Source organism: Pseudoxanthomonas sp. (assembly GCF_002863005.1).
Classification (GTDB): Bacteria; Pseudomonadota; Gammaproteobacteria; order Xanthomonadales; family Xanthomonadaceae; genus Pseudoxanthomonas_A.
On record NZ_PKDG01000013.1, the window covers coordinates 100,575 to 118,217 of the forward strand.

19 protein-coding genes are annotated in these 17,643 nt (G+C 69.3%); 9 read left to right on the forward strand and 10 right to left on the reverse strand.

Annotated features, from left to right (window positions below; all coding sequences use genetic code 11):
* Positions 1-6: 6 nt before the first annotated feature.
* Positions 7-861 (reverse strand): flagellar motor stator protein MotA, encoded by an 855-nt coding sequence (gene motA, locus CYU89_RS04135; protein ID WP_296279001.1) that lies wholly within the window; start codon positions 859-861, stop codon positions 7-9.
* A gap of 163 nt (positions 862-1,024) precedes the next feature.
* Here motA and CYU89_RS04140 point away from each other — a divergent pair, with 163 nt between their 5' ends.
* Both CYU89_RS04140 and CYU89_RS04145 read left to right on the forward strand, forming a co-directional pair.
* Positions 1,025-1,420: a BlaI/MecI/CopY family transcriptional regulator gene (locus CYU89_RS04140; RefSeq protein WP_296278950.1), complete on the forward strand. Its 396-nt coding sequence runs from the start codon at positions 1,025-1,027 to the stop codon at positions 1,418-1,420.
* Position 1,421: 1 nt separating this feature from the next.
* The gene (locus CYU89_RS04145) at positions 1,422-3,236 is read left to right on the forward strand and encodes a M56 family metallopeptidase (protein WP_296278951.1); all 1,815 of its coding nucleotides are present in this window, start codon (positions 1,422-1,424) and stop codon (positions 3,234-3,236) included.
* Positions 3,237-3,329: 93 nt separating this feature from the next.
* Here the strand turns inward: CYU89_RS04145 and CYU89_RS04150 are convergent, their stop codons facing one another.
* The 5 genes from CYU89_RS04150 to msrB all read right to left on the reverse strand — a co-directional run bounded on the left by CYU89_RS04150 (position 3,330) and on the right by msrB (position 6,417).
* Positions 3,330-3,620, reverse strand: coding sequence for a DUF4031 domain-containing protein (locus tag CYU89_RS04150; protein WP_296278952.1), 291 nt, complete (start codon positions 3,618-3,620; stop codon positions 3,330-3,332).
* Positions 3,617-4,024, reverse strand: coding sequence for a DUF3037 domain-containing protein (locus CYU89_RS04155; RefSeq protein ID WP_296278953.1), 408 nt, complete (start codon positions 4,022-4,024; stop codon positions 3,617-3,619). The genes CYU89_RS04150 and CYU89_RS04155 overlap by 4 nt, the downstream gene beginning before the upstream one ends.
* Entirely contained in the window at positions 4,011-4,784 is a 774-nt protein-coding gene (locus CYU89_RS04160) for a HipA family kinase (protein WP_296278954.1), read from the reverse strand. The genes CYU89_RS04155 and CYU89_RS04160 overlap by 14 nt, the downstream gene beginning before the upstream one ends.
* Before the next feature lie 34 nt (positions 4,785-4,818).
* Entirely contained in the window at positions 4,819-5,874 is a 1,056-nt protein-coding gene (locus tag CYU89_RS04165; protein WP_296278955.1) for a CorA family divalent cation transporter, read from the reverse strand.
* Positions 5,875-5,949: 75 nt separating this feature from the next.
* Complete coding sequence (gene msrB, locus CYU89_RS04170; RefSeq protein WP_296278956.1) at positions 5,950-6,417, reverse strand: peptide-methionine (R)-S-oxide reductase MsrB; 468 nt, start codon at positions 6,415-6,417, stop codon at positions 5,950-5,952.
* A 99-nt stretch (positions 6,418-6,516) separates the two neighbouring features.
* On the opposite strand from msrB, the gene CYU89_RS04175 reads away from it, so the two are divergent.
* A complete protein-coding gene (locus tag CYU89_RS04175; protein WP_296278957.1) occupies positions 6,517-7,335 on the forward strand; it encodes a hypothetical protein in 819 nt (272 codons plus the stop codon).
* A gap of 9 nt (positions 7,336-7,344) precedes the next feature.
* On the opposite strand, the gene CYU89_RS04180 is transcribed toward CYU89_RS04175, so the two are convergent.
* Positions 7,345-7,917: a DUF3016 domain-containing protein gene (locus CYU89_RS04180; RefSeq protein WP_296278958.1), complete on the reverse strand. Its 573-nt coding sequence runs from the start codon at positions 7,915-7,917 to the stop codon at positions 7,345-7,347.
* 108 nt (positions 7,918-8,025) lie between these two features.
* On the reverse strand, positions 8,026-8,934 hold the full coding sequence (locus CYU89_RS04185) for an AraC family transcriptional regulator (protein WP_296278959.1): 909 nt from the start codon (positions 8,932-8,934) through the stop codon (positions 8,026-8,028).
* 198 nt (positions 8,935-9,132) lie between these two features.
* Between CYU89_RS04185 and CYU89_RS04190 the strand changes: the two genes are divergently transcribed.
* The 4 genes from CYU89_RS04190 (at position 9,133) to CYU89_RS04205 (ending at position 13,141) form a co-directional block, all read left to right on the forward strand.
* Positions 9,133-9,867: an SDR family oxidoreductase gene (locus tag CYU89_RS04190; RefSeq protein ID WP_296278960.1), complete on the forward strand. Its 735-nt coding sequence runs from the start codon at positions 9,133-9,135 to the stop codon at positions 9,865-9,867.
* 77 nt (positions 9,868-9,944) lie between these two features.
* Positions 9,945-10,979, forward strand: a complete 1,035-nt coding sequence (locus CYU89_RS04195) for an aldo/keto reductase (RefSeq protein ID WP_296278961.1) — start codon at positions 9,945-9,947, stop codon at positions 10,977-10,979.
* Positions 10,980-11,187: 208 nt separating this feature from the next.
* A complete protein-coding gene (locus CYU89_RS04200) occupies positions 11,188-12,465 on the forward strand; it encodes an amidohydrolase family protein (protein ID WP_296278962.1) in 1,278 nt (425 codons plus the stop codon).
* Positions 12,466-12,487: 22 nt separating this feature from the next.
* Complete coding sequence (locus CYU89_RS04205) at positions 12,488-13,141, forward strand: DsbA family oxidoreductase (RefSeq protein WP_343125239.1); 654 nt, start codon at positions 12,488-12,490, stop codon at positions 13,139-13,141.
* Positions 13,142-13,310: 169 nt separating this feature from the next.
* Here CYU89_RS04205 and CYU89_RS04210 read toward each other — a convergent pair whose 3' ends face one another.
* Together CYU89_RS04210 and CYU89_RS04215 are read right to left on the reverse strand one after the other, a co-directional pair.
* Complete coding sequence (locus CYU89_RS04210; RefSeq protein ID WP_296278964.1) at positions 13,311-13,523, reverse strand: hypothetical protein; 213 nt, start codon at positions 13,521-13,523, stop codon at positions 13,311-13,313.
* A gap of 134 nt (positions 13,524-13,657) precedes the next feature.
* A complete protein-coding gene (locus CYU89_RS04215; protein ID WP_296278965.1) occupies positions 13,658-14,302 on the reverse strand; it encodes an arylesterase in 645 nt (214 codons plus the stop codon).
* Positions 14,303-14,390: 88 nt separating this feature from the next.
* Between CYU89_RS04215 and CYU89_RS04220 the strand changes: the two genes are divergently transcribed.
* Positions 14,391-15,113: an ABC transporter ATP-binding protein gene (locus CYU89_RS04220; RefSeq protein WP_296279002.1), complete on the forward strand. Its 723-nt coding sequence runs from the start codon at positions 14,391-14,393 to the stop codon at positions 15,111-15,113.
* Positions 15,110-17,611, forward strand: coding sequence for an FtsX-like permease family protein (locus tag CYU89_RS04225; RefSeq protein ID WP_296278966.1), 2,502 nt, complete (start codon positions 15,110-15,112; stop codon positions 17,609-17,611). Before CYU89_RS04220 ends, CYU89_RS04225 begins: the two co-directional genes overlap by 4 nt.
* Positions 17,612-17,643 lie beyond the last annotated feature (32 nt).

Genomic DNA, 17,643 nt, shown 5'->3' on the forward strand with positions numbered 1-17,643 from the left:
GCAGGCTTACTTGTTGGCCTTCAGGTGCGCCTCGAACTCGGCGAATGGCGGGCGCACGTCGGAGGGCAGCGTCTTGCGGGCGAATTCCAGCGCGACGGCCGGGTTGTAGCCGCGCAGGCAGGCGAGCAGGGCGGTCTTCACCGACTCGTACATGCGGCTGTCCTGTTCGACCTGGGCCTCGATGGCGGCGGCCAGCGGCGAGACGAAACCGTACGCCAGCAGGATGCCGAGGAAGGTACCGACCAGCGCGGCGGCGACGTGCGCGCCGACCGCGGCGATGTCGCCGCCGATCGAGCCCATCGTCACGATGATGCCGAGCACCGCGGCCACGATGCCGAAGCCCGGCAGGCCGTCGGAGACTTTCTGCAGCGCATGCGCCGGCGCCATCGCTTCATGGTGGTGCTTCTCCAGCTCCAGCTCGAGCAGCGGTTCCAGTTCGTGCGGTTCGATGTTGCTGCCCACCATCAGGCGCAGGCACTCGGTCAGGAAGTCGAGCAGGTGGTGGTCGGCGAGGATCTTGGGGTACTTCTGGAACAGCGGACTGTTGGCCGGGTTCTCGATGTGCTCTTCCAGCGACATGAAGCCGTCGCGGCGCGCCTTGTTGAGCATCTCGTGGATCAGCGTGAGCACGTCGAGGTAGTCGGACGACTTGTACTTCGCGCCCTTGAACACCGACAGCGTCGCCGAGATCGTGCCCTTGACCACCTTGGTCGGGTTGCTGGCCATGAAGGCACCCAGTGCCGCGCCGCCGATGATGACCAGCTCGAAGGGCTGCCACAGGGCGCCGAGCTTGCCGTGCGAGCCGAGGTAGCCGCCGATCACGCTCAGGGTGACGATGATGAAGCCGACGATGATGAGCATGGCGACGCGGGCGCAGGGTGGGGTCACCCAAGGATCGGCCCGGCCGGCCGTTTCTTGAGCCGCGACCGTTCGTCGGCCGCGCGCGGGGAATGACCTTCGGCAGGGTTGACTACAGTTGTCGTCACAGGCAAGTTGACGACAACTGTAGTCATGAGGCGATCCCATGCCCGGCAAGGCCCGCAAGTCGATCGGCGACCAGGAACTGGCGCTGCTGCAACATCTCTCCGAGCACGGCGAGGCCAGCGTCGGCGAAGTCGCCGCCGCCTTCGGCGAGGCACGGGGCCTAGCGCGGTCCACGGTCCTGACGATGATGGAGCGCCTGCGCGCCAAGGCCTTCCTGCGCCGCCGCCAGGTCGACGGCGTGTACCGCTACGCCGCGGTCGCCCAGCACGACGACGTCATGCGCGGCGCGGTCGGCAGCTTCGTCGAGAAGACCCTGCAGGGCTCGCTGTCGCCGTTCGTGGCCTGGATGTCCCAGCGCACCGAGGTGAGCGACACCGAACTGGCCGAACTGGAAGCGCTGGTCGCCACCCTGCAATCGAAGCGGAAGGAGGGCTGACATGGACATCGTCGCCCTGGCCGATGACCTGCTGTCGCGCGTGCTTGCCGTGGGCCTGCAGTCGCTGGTGCTCGCCGCGCTGGTATGGGCGCTGTGCCGCTACCTGCCGCGCCTCGATGCGCGGACGCGCGCCTGGCTGTGGTGGCTGGTCGCCACGCAGATGGTGGTGGGCCTGGTCTGGCACGCCCCGGTGGGGTTGCCGCTGTTGCCGGCGGAGCCCGCCGTCGCGCCCGTGGTGATGGCGATGACGGCGGAACCCTCGGCGTCTGCCGGAGCCACGATGACGGTCGTGCCGACGGCAACGACGCAGGCATCGCAGATCGACACCGGCGTGCTGCTGCTTGCGGCCTGGCTCGCCGGCATCGCGGTGATGCTGGCCACCACACTGCGCCACGCCTGGCGGCTGCATGGGCAGATCGCACGCGCCCGTCCGTGTCGCGACCGCCGGGTACGCGCGGTGTACGACGTGCTGGTGGGCCGACTCGACATCGCGACAGCGCCCGAACTGATGGTCAGCGACGAGATCGATTCGCCGATGCTGGCCCGCCCCTGGCGCCCCGTGCTGATGCTGCCGGCCACCGGCATCGCCGCGATGAGCGACAACGACCTGCACATGTCGCTGCACCACGAACTCGCGCACCTGCAGCGCCGTGACCTGTGGTGGGCCTGGATGCCGGCGCTGGCGCAGCACCTGTTCTTCTTCCATCCGGTCGCGCACCTGGCCGCGCGCGAATACGCCTTCGCCCGCGAGGTCGCCTGCGATGCCGCCGTGCTGCAGGACGAACAGCACGCCGCCCACGACTACGGACGCCTGCTGGTGAAGCTGGGCGTCTCCCACACCCCGACACCGGCACTCGCCGGCGCGTCCCCCACGTTCCGCATCCTCAAGAGGAGACTGCTGATGCTGCAGCACACCGCTTCCCCCCTGCGCGCCAGCGCGCTGGCCCTGACCCTTGGCATCGTGCTGTTGGGTGTAGTGCCGTACCGCGTGATCGCCAGCGGCACGCCGGCCGCGCCTCCGTCGCCCCCCGCACCGGTGGCGCCGATCGTCGTCGCGCCCGCGCCACCGGCCACGCCCACCGTGGCGCCGTCGCCGCGTGCCGCGCCCCGCGCCGTCGTGGTCGCCGACGCGCGCGACATGCCGGCCCCTCCGGCCCCGCCCGCTCCCCCCGCAGCGCCGACCATCGCGCCGCCGGCACCGCCGCCGCCGCCCACGCTCCGCACGCGGGGCACCTTCAGCATCAGTGATACGCGCGGCGGCGATGCCTACGTGCTGATCGAAGGCGACGACGTGACGATGGCGGGCCACAGCGACGACATCCGCACCGCCCAGCGCCTGCGGCAGGGCAAAGCCCCGGTGCTGTGGGTGCGGAAGAACGGCAAGCAGTACGTGGTGCGCGATGCCGCCACGGTGCAGCGGATGAAAGACGCGCATGCACCGGTCCATGCGCTGGGCGAGCAGCAGGGCAAGCTCGGCGAACAGCAGGGGGCGCTCGGCGAACGCCAGGGCGAGCTGGGCTCGAGACAGGGCGAGCTGGGCGTGAAGATGTCGGAGATCGCGCAGCATCAGGCCGCCGCCGCGCTGCGTGGCGACGACACCCGCGATGCCGCCAACGACCGCCGCATGAAGGCGCTGCAGGACGAACAGGAGGCCTTGGCCCGCCAGCAGGAGGTCCTCGCCCGCCAGCAGGAGCCGCTCGCGCGGCAGCAGGAGGCGTTGGCGCGCAAGCAGATGGCGGCGACGGACAGGCTGCAGCGCGACGTCGATCGCCTGCTGGACGAGGCGATCCGCAGCGGCAAGGCGCAACAGCTCTGAGGGCCCCGTAGAGCGGAGCTTGCTCCGCTGCTCTCCGGCTCCACCACCGGGGATTGAAAGACCAAGGAGCCGAGCAAGCTCGGCTCTACGGCATCAGGGGTCTGCCGCGTGGCCGCTCCACTGCGCGCGCGCGATGCGGATGACCGCACGGACCTGCTCGCGGTCGCGGTGGCGTGAAATGGCCCGGGCCCCCAGCCGCAGCGCGTCCTCGCGCAGTTCTTCGGTCAGGTCGTAATGCGCGCCGCTGCGCTTGTCCTGGAACGCGTGCCGCGGCACGCCCAGCCGTTCCGCCATCGCGTGCAGTTCGTCCAGGGTGTCCGCCATCAGGTGGGCCCAGCGGCGGCCGCGCCACACGGTGACCGCATCGTCCACATAGACGCTCATCGGGGCGTGGTGGCCTTCGGCGGCCGCACCATGCGGTCCATCAGGTGCTCCAGCGTCGCCGGCAGATCGCCGCAGCGCCCCATGTGCACGGGCGAGGTCTGGATGATCGAACTGCGCTTGGCGGTGAGCCAGTGGAAGCGCGCGCGCGGGGGCAACAGTCCGATCGGCGCGGCCGCTTCGCCGCCGCGGCAGATCGCGGGAATGGTCTGCAGGTGGCGACGCAGCGATTCGATATCCATCGCGGGATCGAGCGCGCGCAGGCGCGTCTCGTCCAGTTCGATGCGCGCCTCGAGGAAGCCCGCGCGCTCGCACGACAGGATGATGCCGACGTTGACGAACTCCTCGCGCTCCACGCGCGGGACCACGCGAATCACCGCGTAATCGTACGTGTCAGCCGCGTGCACGGATCGCCTCCTGCACGAAGGCGCCACGCTGCGCCACCCGACGGACCAGGTACTCTACGTAGGCGGCGCGCTGCGTCGCGGGGTCGCCGAAGCCATCGGGGCCTTGCAGCCAGGCGTCGGGCACCTCGGTCACGATCGTTGCGATCACGTCGTCCGCCAGGGCCGATGCCAGCTCGCCATCGACATCGGCCAACCGGGAGGCCCAGCGCAGCAGCACGTGGTCGCGGATCAGCGGAAACGGCTTGCCGGCTCCGGTGGTATCGCCATCCCAGCCGTGGTGGAAATACAACGCCGCCCCATGGTCGATCAGGTAGAGCCGGCGGTGCCACATCAGCAGGTTGGTGTTGCGTGCCGTGCGGTCGACGTTGCTGATGAAGGCGTCGAACCAGACGATCCGCGAGGCGAGGTCCGCGTCGGGCTGTTCCGCCACTGGATCGAAATTGACGGCGCCGGGCAGGTAGTCCATCGCCAGGTTGAGCCCTGCACTGGCCTTGATCAGGTCCTGGATCTCCGGATCGCCTTCGGTGCGGGCGAGGTCGGCATCCAGGTCCATCAGTGCCACGTGGGGCATCGGCAACTTCAACGCCTTCGCCAGACCGCCGGCGATCACTTCCGCCACCAGCGCCTTCGGTCCCTGGCCGGCGCCGCGGAACTTCAGGACATACAGGCCGTCGTCGTCGGCCTCGACCACGGCAGGCATCGAGCCGCCTTCGCGCAGCGGGGTGACGTAACGGGTGGCGATGCGGAGGGGAAGCGTCATCAGGCCGCTAGGATAGCGCGGCCGCACGGGACGCTCAGGTCGAGCGCGCCACGCCCATGCGCCGCAGCAGCCCGTAGACCAGCGCGCTCGAGGCCACGCCCAGCAGCAGCGCGAACGCCAGCCCGTGGGAGCTGTGCGCGAACGGCAACCCCGGCAGGTTCATGCCGAACAGGCCGGCGACCAGGCTCGGCGGCAGCAGCAGCGCGGTGATCATCGACAGCACGTAGAGATGCCGGTTGGTGCGTTCGGCGAGCTTGGCGGCCACTTCGTCCTGCAGCAGGCGCGCACGCTCCTGCAGGGTGCCGACATCGCCGTCGAGGTCGTCGAAGCGCTGGTTGAGGCGCGCGATGGCGGACAGCAGTTCGTCGTCGGCATCCCCCGCGTGGCGTTGCTCGAACGGCTTCAGCACGCGCCGCATCGCGGTGAGCGGCCGATGCAGGCGCACGGTCTGGTGGCGCAGCTGGGCCAGGTCGCGTCGCTCTTCGCCGATGCTGTCCGCCAGCACGCGGTCCTCGATGCGGTCCAGCCGGGTCGACAGCCCGTCGCTGCTGCGCTCGACCGTGTCCGCGAAGCGACTGGCCACCAGCTCAAGCAGGCGCACCGGCGTCTCCGCAGGTGCGCCGGCGATCAGCGCGCGGCGCGCCGCTTCCACCGACCGCAGGGCTTGGCGGCGCGCGGTGACCAGCAGGTGTTCAGTCATCGCGAAGTGCAGCCAGCCGATGCCGTCGTCGCCCCGCAGCTGGCCCTCGGCCGCCAGGTCGACGCCACGCTGGTGCACCCAGTCGACGAAAGCCCCATGGATCGCGCGGCCTTCGCGCTGCAGGTTCACGTGCGAATCCGGCGACAGCAGCGTCTCGCGCGCGTCGTCGGGGATCGGCAGGCACGCCACCACCTGCGCGCTGCGCACGTCGCTGAGGTCCAGGTGCACCCAATGCCAGCCCGCATCGGGCGCGCCCAGCGCACCGAGGCCGGTGGACGCGGCGTCGAGCGCATGCGCGCACCCTTCGCCATCGAACCGGTACAGCCAGAGTGCAGCCGGCAGCCCGCCAGGGGGCGCCGGGGATACGTGCGTGTCGAAAGATGCGGCCATGCGTGACCGCCGGACGACGGTGGGATGACGGTCAGGCTACCGCCGTCATGTGCCCGTCCCGTGACAGCGGCCGCGCTAGCCGGCCGGTTGCGCTTCCGCGCCGCCACGCTGCAGCGGATCCGGGAGCGGCTCGCCTTGTGGCGTGAAGGCCAGCGAGACCGAATTCAGACAGTGCCGCTCGCCGGTGGGCGGGGGACCGTCCGGGAACACGTGGCCCAGGTGCGACTGGCAGCGCGCGCAGACGATCTCCGTCCGGACCATGCCATAGCTGGCGTCGCGGATGCGGCCGATGTGCGCCTCGTCCACGGGCTGGAAGAAACTCGGCCAGCCCGTGCCGGAGTCGAACTTCGCGCTGGAACGGAACAGCGGCAGGCCGCACAGGCGGCAGGTGTAGGTACCGTCCTGCTTGTTGTCCAGGAACACGCCGCAGAACGGCGCTTCGGTACCGTGCTGCAGCAGCACCCGACGCTCGTCTTCGCTGAGGCCGGCGATCAACGCCGTGCGCTGGGCATCGGAGGGCGGGGTGAGGTCGAAGGTCGTCATGGACGTGCTCCGCGGGAGGGATGTCCCCGATATGGTGCCGCCACCCGCACGCCACAACCCTGGTTTACCATCGCCGCGTTCCCCGGGGAGATGGCACGGATGCGATGGAGCTTGGCCTTGTTGATGGCGCTGGTGCTGCCCGCGCATGCGCATGCGCAGGCCCCCGACGCGCCGCCGCGCGTTCCGCCCGCCCCGGGCTGCCTGGATGCCCGTCAGATGGCGGAAGTGCGCCAGGCTTCGTCGACGGAACTGGCCGTGCAGGGCCGCGACGGGCAGCGTTTCCGCATCGCGCTGTCCAGCGGCTGTCCGGGCGCCGGCGGGGACGATGCCGTCCTGCTGGCCCGCGAGGGCTGGGTGTGCGGCACCGGGAAGGAATATGTGCGCATCGGCGAAGCGACCTGCGCGGTGACGGCCATCGCCACCATCGATGCACGCGAATACGCCGCGATGGCACGTGCCGCGACGGTGCCGGCGGACGATGGCCTGACCACGCTGGAGACGGTGGAAGTGCGTGCGCCGAAGCGGCGCGGTTTCGCCGGTTCTTCGAGCTTCTGCTTCAACCCGCGCTACCTGCGCGCGTGGTCGGAGGACAGCCAGGGCATGCTGGTGGAGCTTTCGCCGCGACGTTCGGGTGGACACCGTTACTACCGGGTCGAGCTCGCACAGAGCTGCCCGGATCTGGATTCGGCACCGGCCATCACCTTCCGCTCCGGCGTGGGCATCGGCCTCATCTGCGGCAATCCCGGCGACCGCGTCGTCGCCCAGGACAGCGGCGGCAACAGCCTTTTCGATTCGGGCAACGCGGATGCGTGGATCCCCGGCGACGAGCGGCGCTGGTCGCGCCGTGGCATACGGGTGCAGTGTTCGGTATCGGCTGTCTATCCGCACGAACCGGCGCCGCGCGATGCGGCGCCGTGAGCCCCGGGATCAGGGCGTCGAGGTCAGCGCCGCGTTGGCCTTGAACTCGCGGCGCAACCAGTCGTCGACCATGCGCTTCTCGTAGCGCAGCGCATCACTGCTGTTGAGGTTGGATCCGGTCAGGAAACCATGGTCGACGAGCTTGCGCTCGCCCTCGGCGATCACCTGTCCATCGGGACCCTTCACCACGAAGTTCAGCTTCATGCGCGGCGGGTAGATGTCCTTGACGATGCGGATGTGGTCCATCCCCGTGCGCACGACCGGCTCATAGCGGCCGGCACGCTCGATGTCGGTGATGGTGATGTCCAGGGTCTGGCCACGGGCGAGACGCTGGCCGGCTTCGTCGCGCATATAGGTCGCCAGATCCGTGACCCACGTGCCGCGCTCTGCTTCCCAGCGGTTGCCGCTGTACTTGAGCTCGCTGAAGGCGGCCGGATCGGTCCAGCTGACGCTCACTGCGCCGCCTTCGGTGGGTACGCTGCGCGGCAGGCCAGGATCGGTGACGTTCCTGGATCTGGCCATGCCGGGAACGGCGATGGCCAGGGCGACGACGGCGGTAAGCAGCAGGGCAGGCGCCTTCATGGCGGGTCCTCCGTAGGTGTCACATGAGAGTGTGCGCCCGGGCAGGAGGGGGAACAACCGGCCTGCCCCGCGTCGTGGCGCGACGTTCAGTCACGGTTTCCGGACGGTTCAGAGGTTGCGCAGGCGCTCGACATCGCGCACCGGCGGAGCACCGAACATGCGGCTGTACTCGCGGCTGAACTGCGACGGGCTTTCGTAGCCGACGCGGTGCCCGGCGCTGGCGGCATCCAGCACTTCGCTGAGCATCAGCCGGCGCGCTTCCTGCAGGCGCAACTGCTTCTGGTACTGCAGCGGGCTCATCGCGGTGACCGCCTTGAAGTGGTGGTGCAGGGCCGAGGCGCTCATGTGCACCTCGCGGGCGATGTGGTCGATGCGCAGCGGCTTGGCGTAATGCTCGCGCAGCCAGTGGATCGCTTTCGCCACGCGCTGGCCCTGGCTGTCGGCGATACCGATGTGGCGCAGCATCGCGCCCTGCGGGCTGCACAGCACGCGGTACAGGATTTCGCGTTCGACCAGCGGTGCGAGCAGCGGAATGTCGCGCGGCGTATCGAGCAGTTTCACCAGCCTGGTCGCCGCATCCAGCATCTCCACGCTGCTGGGCTGGAGGAACAGCCCGCGCGACGGCGGCGGCAGCGGTGCCTGCGCCGATTCGGCCTCGGTGACCATTTCGGCGATGGTGGCGGCCGACAGCTTCAGGATCAGGCACAGGTACGGCGCCTCGGCGGACGCTTCGACCACCTGGCCGGTCACCGGCAGGTCGACCGAAGCCACCACGAAGCGGCTGGCGTCGTACTCGTAGACCTCGTCGGCCAGGATCGCGCGCTTGGCGCCCTGCACGATCAGGCACAGCGCGGCTTCCTGCACGCCACGCATCGGCAGCTGCATGGGCGCGCTCAGCCGCGAGAAGTTCAGGGCCGGGATCGCCGTGGTGTGGAAACCGTCCTTGCCGGTGGATCGTTCAATCAGCGCGGCGAGTTCGCGGACGCGGTCATCGAGCGGGGTGGGCGAATCGGGCATGGGAACGCCTGTGGGGTGGACGTGGGGCATGCAGCGAGTCTACGCAGTGGATCCGGCGATGGAATGGGATAGACCGGGCACTCGCAGGATCAGGCAAGGATCGTGGAGGAACCGGATATCGACGCATCGGCAGCGGCGCCCAGACTGCGCCCCGTCCCGGCGCACCCCGCGCCGTGTTTCCCCCCAACGAGGTATCCCATGTCCGGAATCGAAGGAAAAGTCATCGCCATCACCGGTGCCAGCAGCGGCATCGGTGATGCCACCGCACGCGAACTCGCCCGTCGCGGTGCGAAGGTCGTGCTGGGCGCACGCCGCACCGACCGGCTGGAAAAGCTGGTCGCCGGGATCGAAGCCGCCGGCGGCACCGCCCGCCAGCGTGCGCTCGACGTCACCCGACTCGACGACGTGCAGGCCTTCGTCGACTTCGCCCGCAGCGAGTTCGGCCGGCTCGACGTGATCGTCAACAACGCGGGCGTGATGCCGCTGTCGCCGCTGGCCGCGCTGAAGATCGACGAATGGAACCAGATGATCGACGTCAACATCCGCGGCGTCCTGCACGGAATCGCCGCTGCGCTGCCGGTGATGCAGGCACAGGGCGGTGGCCAGATCATCAACGTCGCGTCGACCGCCGGCCATCGCGTGTGGCCCAGCGCGGCGGTCTACTGCGCCACCAAGCACGCGGTGCTGGCCATCTCCGAAGGCCTGCGCCAGGAGCATGACGATCTCCGCGTCACCGTGGTGTCGCCGGGCGTGACCACCAGCGAACTGGCCGAGACCACCAGCGATGCCGGCATCAAGGCGTGGCTTGAGGATTTCCGCCAAGTCGCGATTCCCGCCGAGGCCGTCGCGCGGGCCATCGCCTATGCGGTGGAGCAGCCGGACGACGTCGATGTCAGCGAAGTCATCGTGCGGCCTGCCGCGAGCGCGAACTAAGCGTTCCATCGCGAGGGCTTGCCGTTGCAGTGGAGGGGGAGTGCAATGGCGCACTCCCCCGTTTCAGGACCCTCGTCATGGAATACCGCTATCTCGGCGCCTCCGGCTTCCGCGTCCCCGTGCTCTCCTTCGGTACCGGCACCTTCGGCGGGCAGGGCGCCTTGTTCAGTGCGTGGGGCAGTACCGACGTGGCCGAAGCGCGCCGCCTGGTCGATGTCTGCCTCGATGCCGGCCTGAACATGTTCGACAGCGCCGACATCTACTCCAAGGGCGCGGCCGAAGAGATCCTCGGTGAAGCGCTCAAGGGCAGGCCGCGCGACTCGCTGATCATTTCCACCAAGGCCACGTTCCGGTTCGGCGACGGCGAGAACCAGGTGGGTTCTTCGCGCCATCATCTGATCCACGCCGTGGACGCTGCTCTCAAGCGTCTGGGCACCGACTATATCGACCTGTTCCAGCTGCATGGCTTCGATGCGCGTCCGCCGGTGGAGGAAGTGCTGTCCACGCTCGACACGCTGGTGAAGGCCGGCAAGATCCGCTACCTCGGCGTGTCCAACTTTTCCGGCTGGCACCTGATGAAGTCGCTCGCCGCCGCCGATCGCCACGGCTGGACGCGCTACGTCGCGCACCAGGCGTACTACTCGCTGGTCGGTCGCGACTACGAATGGGAGCTGATGCCGCTGGGCGTCGACCAGGGCGTGGGTGCGGTGGTCTGGAGCCCGCTGGGATGGGGCCGCCTCACCGGCAAGATCCGCCGCGGCCAGGCGCTGCCCGAGACCAGCCGCCTGCAGTCCCAGGCCGCCAACGATGCCGGTCCGCAGGTGGACATGGACTATCTGTACGACGTGGTCGACGCCCTGGACGCGGTCGCGCAGGAAACCGGCAAGTCGATCCCGCAGGTCGCGCTGAACTGGCTGCTGCAGCGGCCCACCGTCAGCACCGTGGTGATCGGCGCGCGCAACGAGGAGCAGCTGAAGCAGAACCTCGGCGCTGTGGGCTGGGACCTCACCCCGGAGCAGGTGGCGAAACTGGACAAGGCCAGCCAGCGGCCGAAGCCGTACCCGTACTGGCACCAGGCCGGCTTTGCCTACCGCAATCCCACGCCGGTCTGATCGTGCCGCGCAACGGAATCCCCGTGGGAGCGACGTAAGTCGCGACCGCGCCAACACCCCGTGCAGAAGCAAGAACGCGCAGCAGCGCGCCCTGATGAAGAACCATCGGCTTTCCGTGAGCGGCCAGGCGCGTGGTCGCGATTTACGTCGCTCCTACAGGGTGGGCTTGCTACATTCGCCTTCTCTTCATTCGACTTCCGGGTCCTCCATGCGCCTGTGTGTCCTCGCCGCCATCCTGTCCGTCGCCTGCGCGCCTGCGTTCGCAGCCACCACCTACGTCAAGGCCGGGCGCCTGCTCGATGTCGAGTCCGGTCGCCTGCTGACCGACCAGGTCGTCGTCATCGAGGATGCGCGCATCACCGCCATCGGTCCGGCCGCGACCACGCCGGTGCCGGCGGGCGCAACGGTGCACGACCTGTCGACGAAGACCGTGCTGCCCGGCCTGATGGACGCGCACGTGCACCTGCATGGCGATGCGGACCTGCAGGGCTACCGGCGGCTGGCGATCTCGCTGCCGGCCGCCGCCATCAAGGGCGCGAAGAACGCGCGCACCACGCTGCTGGCCGGCTTCACCACCGTGCGCGTGCCGGGTTCACCCGGTTACGCGGACGTCGCCCTGCGCGATGCGATCGCCACGGGCGAAGTAGAAGGCCCGCGCATCCTCGCGGGTGGCGTGTCCATCGGCATCACTGGCGGGCACTGCAGCGACAACAACCTGCTGCCGGCCGAATACAAGGCGGTGGGCGAGGGCGTGGCCGACGGTCCCTGGGCCGCGCGGCAGAAGGTGCGGCAGAACGTCAAGTTCGGGGCAGATTTCATCAAGACCTGCTCGACCGGCGGCGTGCTGTCCAAGGGCACCGAGGTCGGTGCGCCGCAGTATTCGCTCGAGGAGCTGAAAGCACTCGTCGATGAAGCGCATGCGTTGGGCCGCAAGGTCGCCTCGCACGCGCATGGCGCCACCGGCATCCGCAATGCACTGCTGGCCGGCGTGGATTCCATCGAGCACGCCAGCTTCATCGACGACGAAGGCATTGCACTGGCGAAGAAGAACGGCACCGTGCTGGTGATGGACATCTACAACACCGAATACATCCTGGGCGAAGGCGAGAAGGCCGGCTTCCTGCCCGAATCGCTGGAGAAGGAACGCCGCGTGGGCGCCACCCAGCGCGAGAACTTCCGCAAGGCGCACCAGGCCGGCGCGGTCATGGGCTTCGGCACCGATGGCGGCGTGTATCCGCATGGCCTCAATGCGCGCCAGTTCTCGCGCATGGTGCAGTTCGGCATGACGCCGCTGCAGGCCATCCGCTCGGCCACCGTGGTGAACGCACGCCTGTTCGGCATCGACAAGGACGTGGGCGTGCTGAAGCCGGGCTATTCCGCTGACCTGATCGCCGTCGACGGCGATCCGCTGCAGGATGTTTCCGTGCTGGAGAGGGTCGGCTTCGTGATGAAGCAGGGCCGCGTGTACAAGAACGCTAACGAGTGAGCCCCGCCGAATGCCGAATCCCGTGAAGATCGATTTCGTTTCCGACGTCGCGTGCCCCTGGTGCGCGATCGGCCTGGCCGCGCTCGAACGCGCGATGGCGGACATCGGCGGCGATCTGCAGGTCGAGTTGTGGTTCCAGCCGTTCGAGCTGAATCCCGGCATGGAACCGCAGGGAGAATCGATCGCGGAACATCTCGCGAAGAAGTACGGGCTGAGTGCGCAGCAGCTCGCGCAGAACGGCGAAGCGCTGCGCCAGCGCGGCGAGGCGCTGGGGTTCCGTTTCGACCTGCAGAAGCGCGACCGCATCTACAACACCTTCGACGCCCACCGCCTGCTGCAGTGGGCGGGCGAGCGCGGCGCCGCATCGCAGCTCGCGCTCAAGCGCGCGCTGCTGCAGGCGTATCACGGCGAGGGACGGAACCTGGCGGACCGCGACACGCTGGTCGATATCGCCGCGAACGCCGGTCTCGACGGTGCGGATGCGCGCCGCGTCCTCGACACGGATGCGTATGCGCAACAGGTGCGCGAGCGCGAGCGCTTCTACCAGGAGCAGGGCATCCGCGCAGTGCCGTCGGTGATCTTCAACGACCGCCACCTGGTGCAGGGCGGCCAGCCGCCCGAGGTGTTCGAGCAGGCGCTGCGGCAACTGGCAGGCTTGTCCGGACAGTCGCTGTAGCAGCGACGTGAGTCGCGACCGCGGGGCGTGCGAGTCCGGATCCGGAAAGCGCGCCGCCCGACAGATGGCAAGGCGTCAGGCGGGGGCGCGATGGGCGCATGCGCTGGCACGACGCTCTTTCATGTCCTGGAGGTCGCGACGGGCGCCGCCGCGGGAGGCCGCCGGATGCTCAGCCGTGCCTCGCCAACAACACGGATTCGTTGCTGGGCATCTCGACGACGACGGCGGTCTGGATGCCGTGGTGCTGGTGCAGCGTGGCGGCGAGCAGCTTGGCGCTCTCGCGGGCATCGCCGAGGTTGTCGAACCAGTCACGGCCGAACTGGCCTTCGTAGAGTTGCCAGCCTTTGTCATTGGCGGCGATGGTGAACAGCAGGCGGGGCATGATGGACTCCGGTCAACGCGCCGGGCAGGGAACCGGCGAGCGCACTGTGCGCGAATGTGCCAGCTCTCACATTCGGCGGATGCCCCGGATCCGCGTAGGAAAAATCCTACGCGAGGGTAGGAAGGCGGCCGGAGTCAGCGCAGGAGTGGTTCCAGCGCCTTCCACACGTGGTCGCGCAGCTTGGGTTGCGCGCTGGCGACGGGGTGCAGGTTGTCGGCCTGATAGGCATTGCGGTCCAGCGCGATGGGCTCCAGCAGGAAGGGCAGCAGGGCCGTGCCGTACTGCCTGGACAGGGCACTGAAGTTCTGTTCGAAACCGCGCGTGTACTCCGGGCCGTAGTTCGGCGGCATGCGCATGCCGACCAGCAGGACCTTCGCCTTGCGGGCCTGCGCGGCCTTGATCATCTTCTCGAGGTTGGCGCGCGTCTGCGCGAGCGGCAGCCCGCGAAGACCGTCGTTGGCGCCGAGCGCGATGACGACGATGGCGGGCTGGTGGCGTTGCAGCTCCGCGGCGATACGCGACGCCCCGCCTGCGGTGGTCTCGCCGCTGATGCTGGCATTGACCACGCGCCAGCCCGGCCTGGTCTTGGCGATGCGGTCCGCGGTCAGTGCGACCCAGCCCTGCGCGGGCGCAAGCCCATAGGCGGCCGACAGCGAATCGCCCATCACCAGCACGGTGCGTGCGCCCTGTGCCGGCGCGGCCGACGGCGCCTGCGCTGCGGCGGGCCGTGCGGATAATGCGACGAACAGCAACAGGGCCAGGCCCACGGCCCATTGCATGCGCACGCCCGCAACCCCATACCTGGTCAAATTAAGAAACATTTAATCCGTGCTCCCGATGATTCACGAAACGACCGACGAGACGATCATGGCCGACGCCAGCAGACTCCACACTGAAGCCCCCGCCGCCGCGCGCCACGCCGTGCTCGACGTGCAGGGACTGGGCAAGCAGGTTCCGTTGCCCGAAGGCGCGCTGACCATACTCGACGATATCGGGTTCCGCATCGAACACGGCGACACGGTCGCCATCGTGGGCGCCTCGGGCTCGGGCAAGAGTACGTTGCTGTCGCTGCTCGCCGGTCTGGACGTGCCCAGTGCGGGCAGCGTGACGCTGGATGGCGAGCGTTTGTCGGACATGGACGAGGACGGCCGTGCCCGCGTGCGCGGCGAGAAGGTCGGCTTCGTCTTCCAGAGCTTCCAGCTGCTGCCGTCGCTGACCGCGCTCGAGAACGTCATGCTGCCCCTGGAACTGCGCGGCGATGCCGATGTGGAGGGTCCCGCGCGGCAGATTCTCGAGAAGGTCGGCTTGGGCAAGCGCCTGGGCCACTATCCGCGCCAGCTGTCCGGCGGCGAGCAGCAGCGCGTGGCGCTGGCGCGCGCCTTCGTCACCCGTCCCTCGCTGCTGTTCGCCGACGAACCCACCGGCAATCTCGACACCCACACCGGGCAGGCGATCATCGAGCTGCTGTTCGCGCTGAACGCCGATGCCGGTACCACGCTGGTACTGGTGACGCACGACGACCATCTGGCGGCGCGCTGCCAGCGGTTGCTCCGGCTCGATGCCGGGCGGCTGCAGGGCGCCGCCGCATGAGGACCCTCGCCCTGGCCTGGCGCCAGTTGCGCCGTGACTTGGTGGCCGGCGACGTGCGCATCCTGTTCGCCGCCCTCGTGCTCGCAGTCGTGGCGGTGACGGCCGTCGGTTTCGTCACCGACCGCGCCGAACGCGCGCTGGCCATCGAAGCGAACCGCCTGCTGGGGGGCGACGTGGTCGTGCGCGGCGACGCGCCGCCGACGGAGGCATTGCGTGCCCTGGGGAACGCGCCCGGCCTGCGCGTGACCGAGACGCAGGAACTGCAGAGCATGATCCGCGCCGGCGAATCGCTGTCGCTGGGCGACCTGCGCGCGCTGGGCGAGGGCTTCCCGCTGCGGGGCAGTTTCCGCGTGATCGACGCCTCCGGCGCTGCCGAGCGCAATGCGACCGGCATTCCCGCGCCGGGCACGGTCTGGATCAGCCAGGCGGGCGCCGAGACGCTGGGCGCCAGGCTCGGCGACGGGATCGGCATCGGCACGCGCACGTTGCAACTTGCGGCGCTGGTGACGCAGGAGCCCGACGCGGCGCTGGATTACTTCAATGTCGCCCCGAAGGTTTTCCTCAACCTCGCCGACCTGCCTTCAACCGGCCTCGTGCAGGAAGGCAGTCGCCTGCGCTACCGCCTTGTCGTGGCCGGCGATGCAGCCGCGGTCGAAACCTTCACCGTCGCCGTCAAACCGCAACTCGCGCGCGGCCAGCGCATGGAAACGATCCAGGACGCGCGACCCGAGGTGCGCTCCGCGCTGGATCGCGCCAGCCGCTTCCTCGGCCTCGCCGCGCTGGTGTCGGTGGTGCTGGCCGCGGTCGCGGTCGCGATGGCGGCACGCCGCCACAGCGAGCGCCATCTCTCCGGCACCGCGGTGATGCGCTGTCTCGGCGCACAGCAGAGCACGCTGGTAGGCATCCACGTAGGCGAACTGGTGCTGCTGGGCCTGGCCGCGTGCACGGTGGGCGTGCTGATCGCCTTCGGCCTGCAATGGGGTATCGGCAGCTGGCTGCAGCAATCGTTGAAGATCGATATCCCGCCGGCGGGCATGTTGCCGGCCCTGCAGGGCTATGGCGTGGGCATGATCGTGCTGCTCGCCTTCGGTGCGCCGCCGGTACTGGCGCTGCGGCGCGTGCCCGCGCTGCGCGTGCTGCGTCGCGACCTGGACCGCACGGAGCCCAGCGCATGGCTGGTCGCGCTGACAGGCTTCGTCGGACTGGGCGCGCTGTTGTGGTGGAAGGCGGGCTCGCCCACCTTGGGCACCGCGATGCTCGTAGGCATCGTCGGTACGCTCGCCGTGCTGGCCCTGCTGGCGTGGCTGCTGATCCTGCTGGTCCGGCGCGTGCGCTCGCGCCTGCGCGGCAGCCTGCGCTACGGGCTGGCCAACGTCAGCCGTCGCGCGGGCACGTCGATCGCGCAGGTATCCGCGCTGGGACTGGGCCTGATGGCGCTGCTGCTGCTGACCTTCGTGCGCACCGACCTGCTGGACCGCTGGCAACTGGCGCTCTCGGCCAGTGCACCCAACCGCTTCATCGTCAACGTGCAGCCGGACCAGGTCGACCCGGTGAAATCCTTCATGCAGTCGCGCGGGCTGTCGGCGGTGGACCTGTATCCGATGATCCGCGGTCGGCTGGTCGAGCTCAACGGCAAGCCCGCCAGCGGCGCCGACTACGAAGGGGCCGACGCGCGCGCGCAGCGGCGCGCCGACCGCGAGTTCAATCTGTCGATGGCGGCGACCTTGCGCGACGACAACAAGGTGACCGCGGGCGCGTTCTGGACCGGGCATACCCCGACGTCGCCGGAGTTGTCGGTGGAAGAGGGCTTCGCCGAAGACCTGGGCTGGAAGCTCGGCGACCGCGTCGCCTTCGATATTGCCGGCCAGCGCTTCGAAGGTCGCATCACCAGCCTGCGCAGCGTGGACTGGGAAAGCTTCCGGCCGAATTTCTTCGTCGTCGCCTCGCCGGGCGCACTCGACGGCTACTCCGCCAGCTACATCACCGCGGTCAGCGTGCCCTCCGGCGATGCCGCCTTCACCCGCGAACTGGTCAATCAGTTCCCCAATCTGTCGGTGATCGACGTGGAGGCGGTGCTCAAGCAGGTACGCAGCACGGCCGAGCAGGTCTCGCAGGTGGTGCAGGTGGTGTTCTGGTTCTCGCTGGCGGCCGGTCTGCTGGTGCTGATGGCCGCCGTGAGCGCCAGCCAGGACGAACGGCTGCTGGAAGGCGGCGTGATGCGCGTGCTGGGTGGCAGCCGCCGCCAGCTGCGGCTGGCACAGGCCTCGGAGTTCGCCGCCATCGGGTTGTTGGCAGGGTTGGTCGCCGCCATCGCGGCCTCGGTCTTGTCCGGCGTGGTCGCCACGCAGGTGTTCGATCTGCCGTGGAAGGCCAACTGGCAGCTGGCCGCCATCGGCGGTGGCCTGGGCATGCTGGCAGCGCTGGGCGCCGGCCTGTTCGCCACGCGCAAGGTGCTGGATGCGCCGCCGTCGGTGACGCTGCGCGAGCTGCAGGGCTAATCCCGGCTAGCCGCTGTTGTGGGAGCGACGTA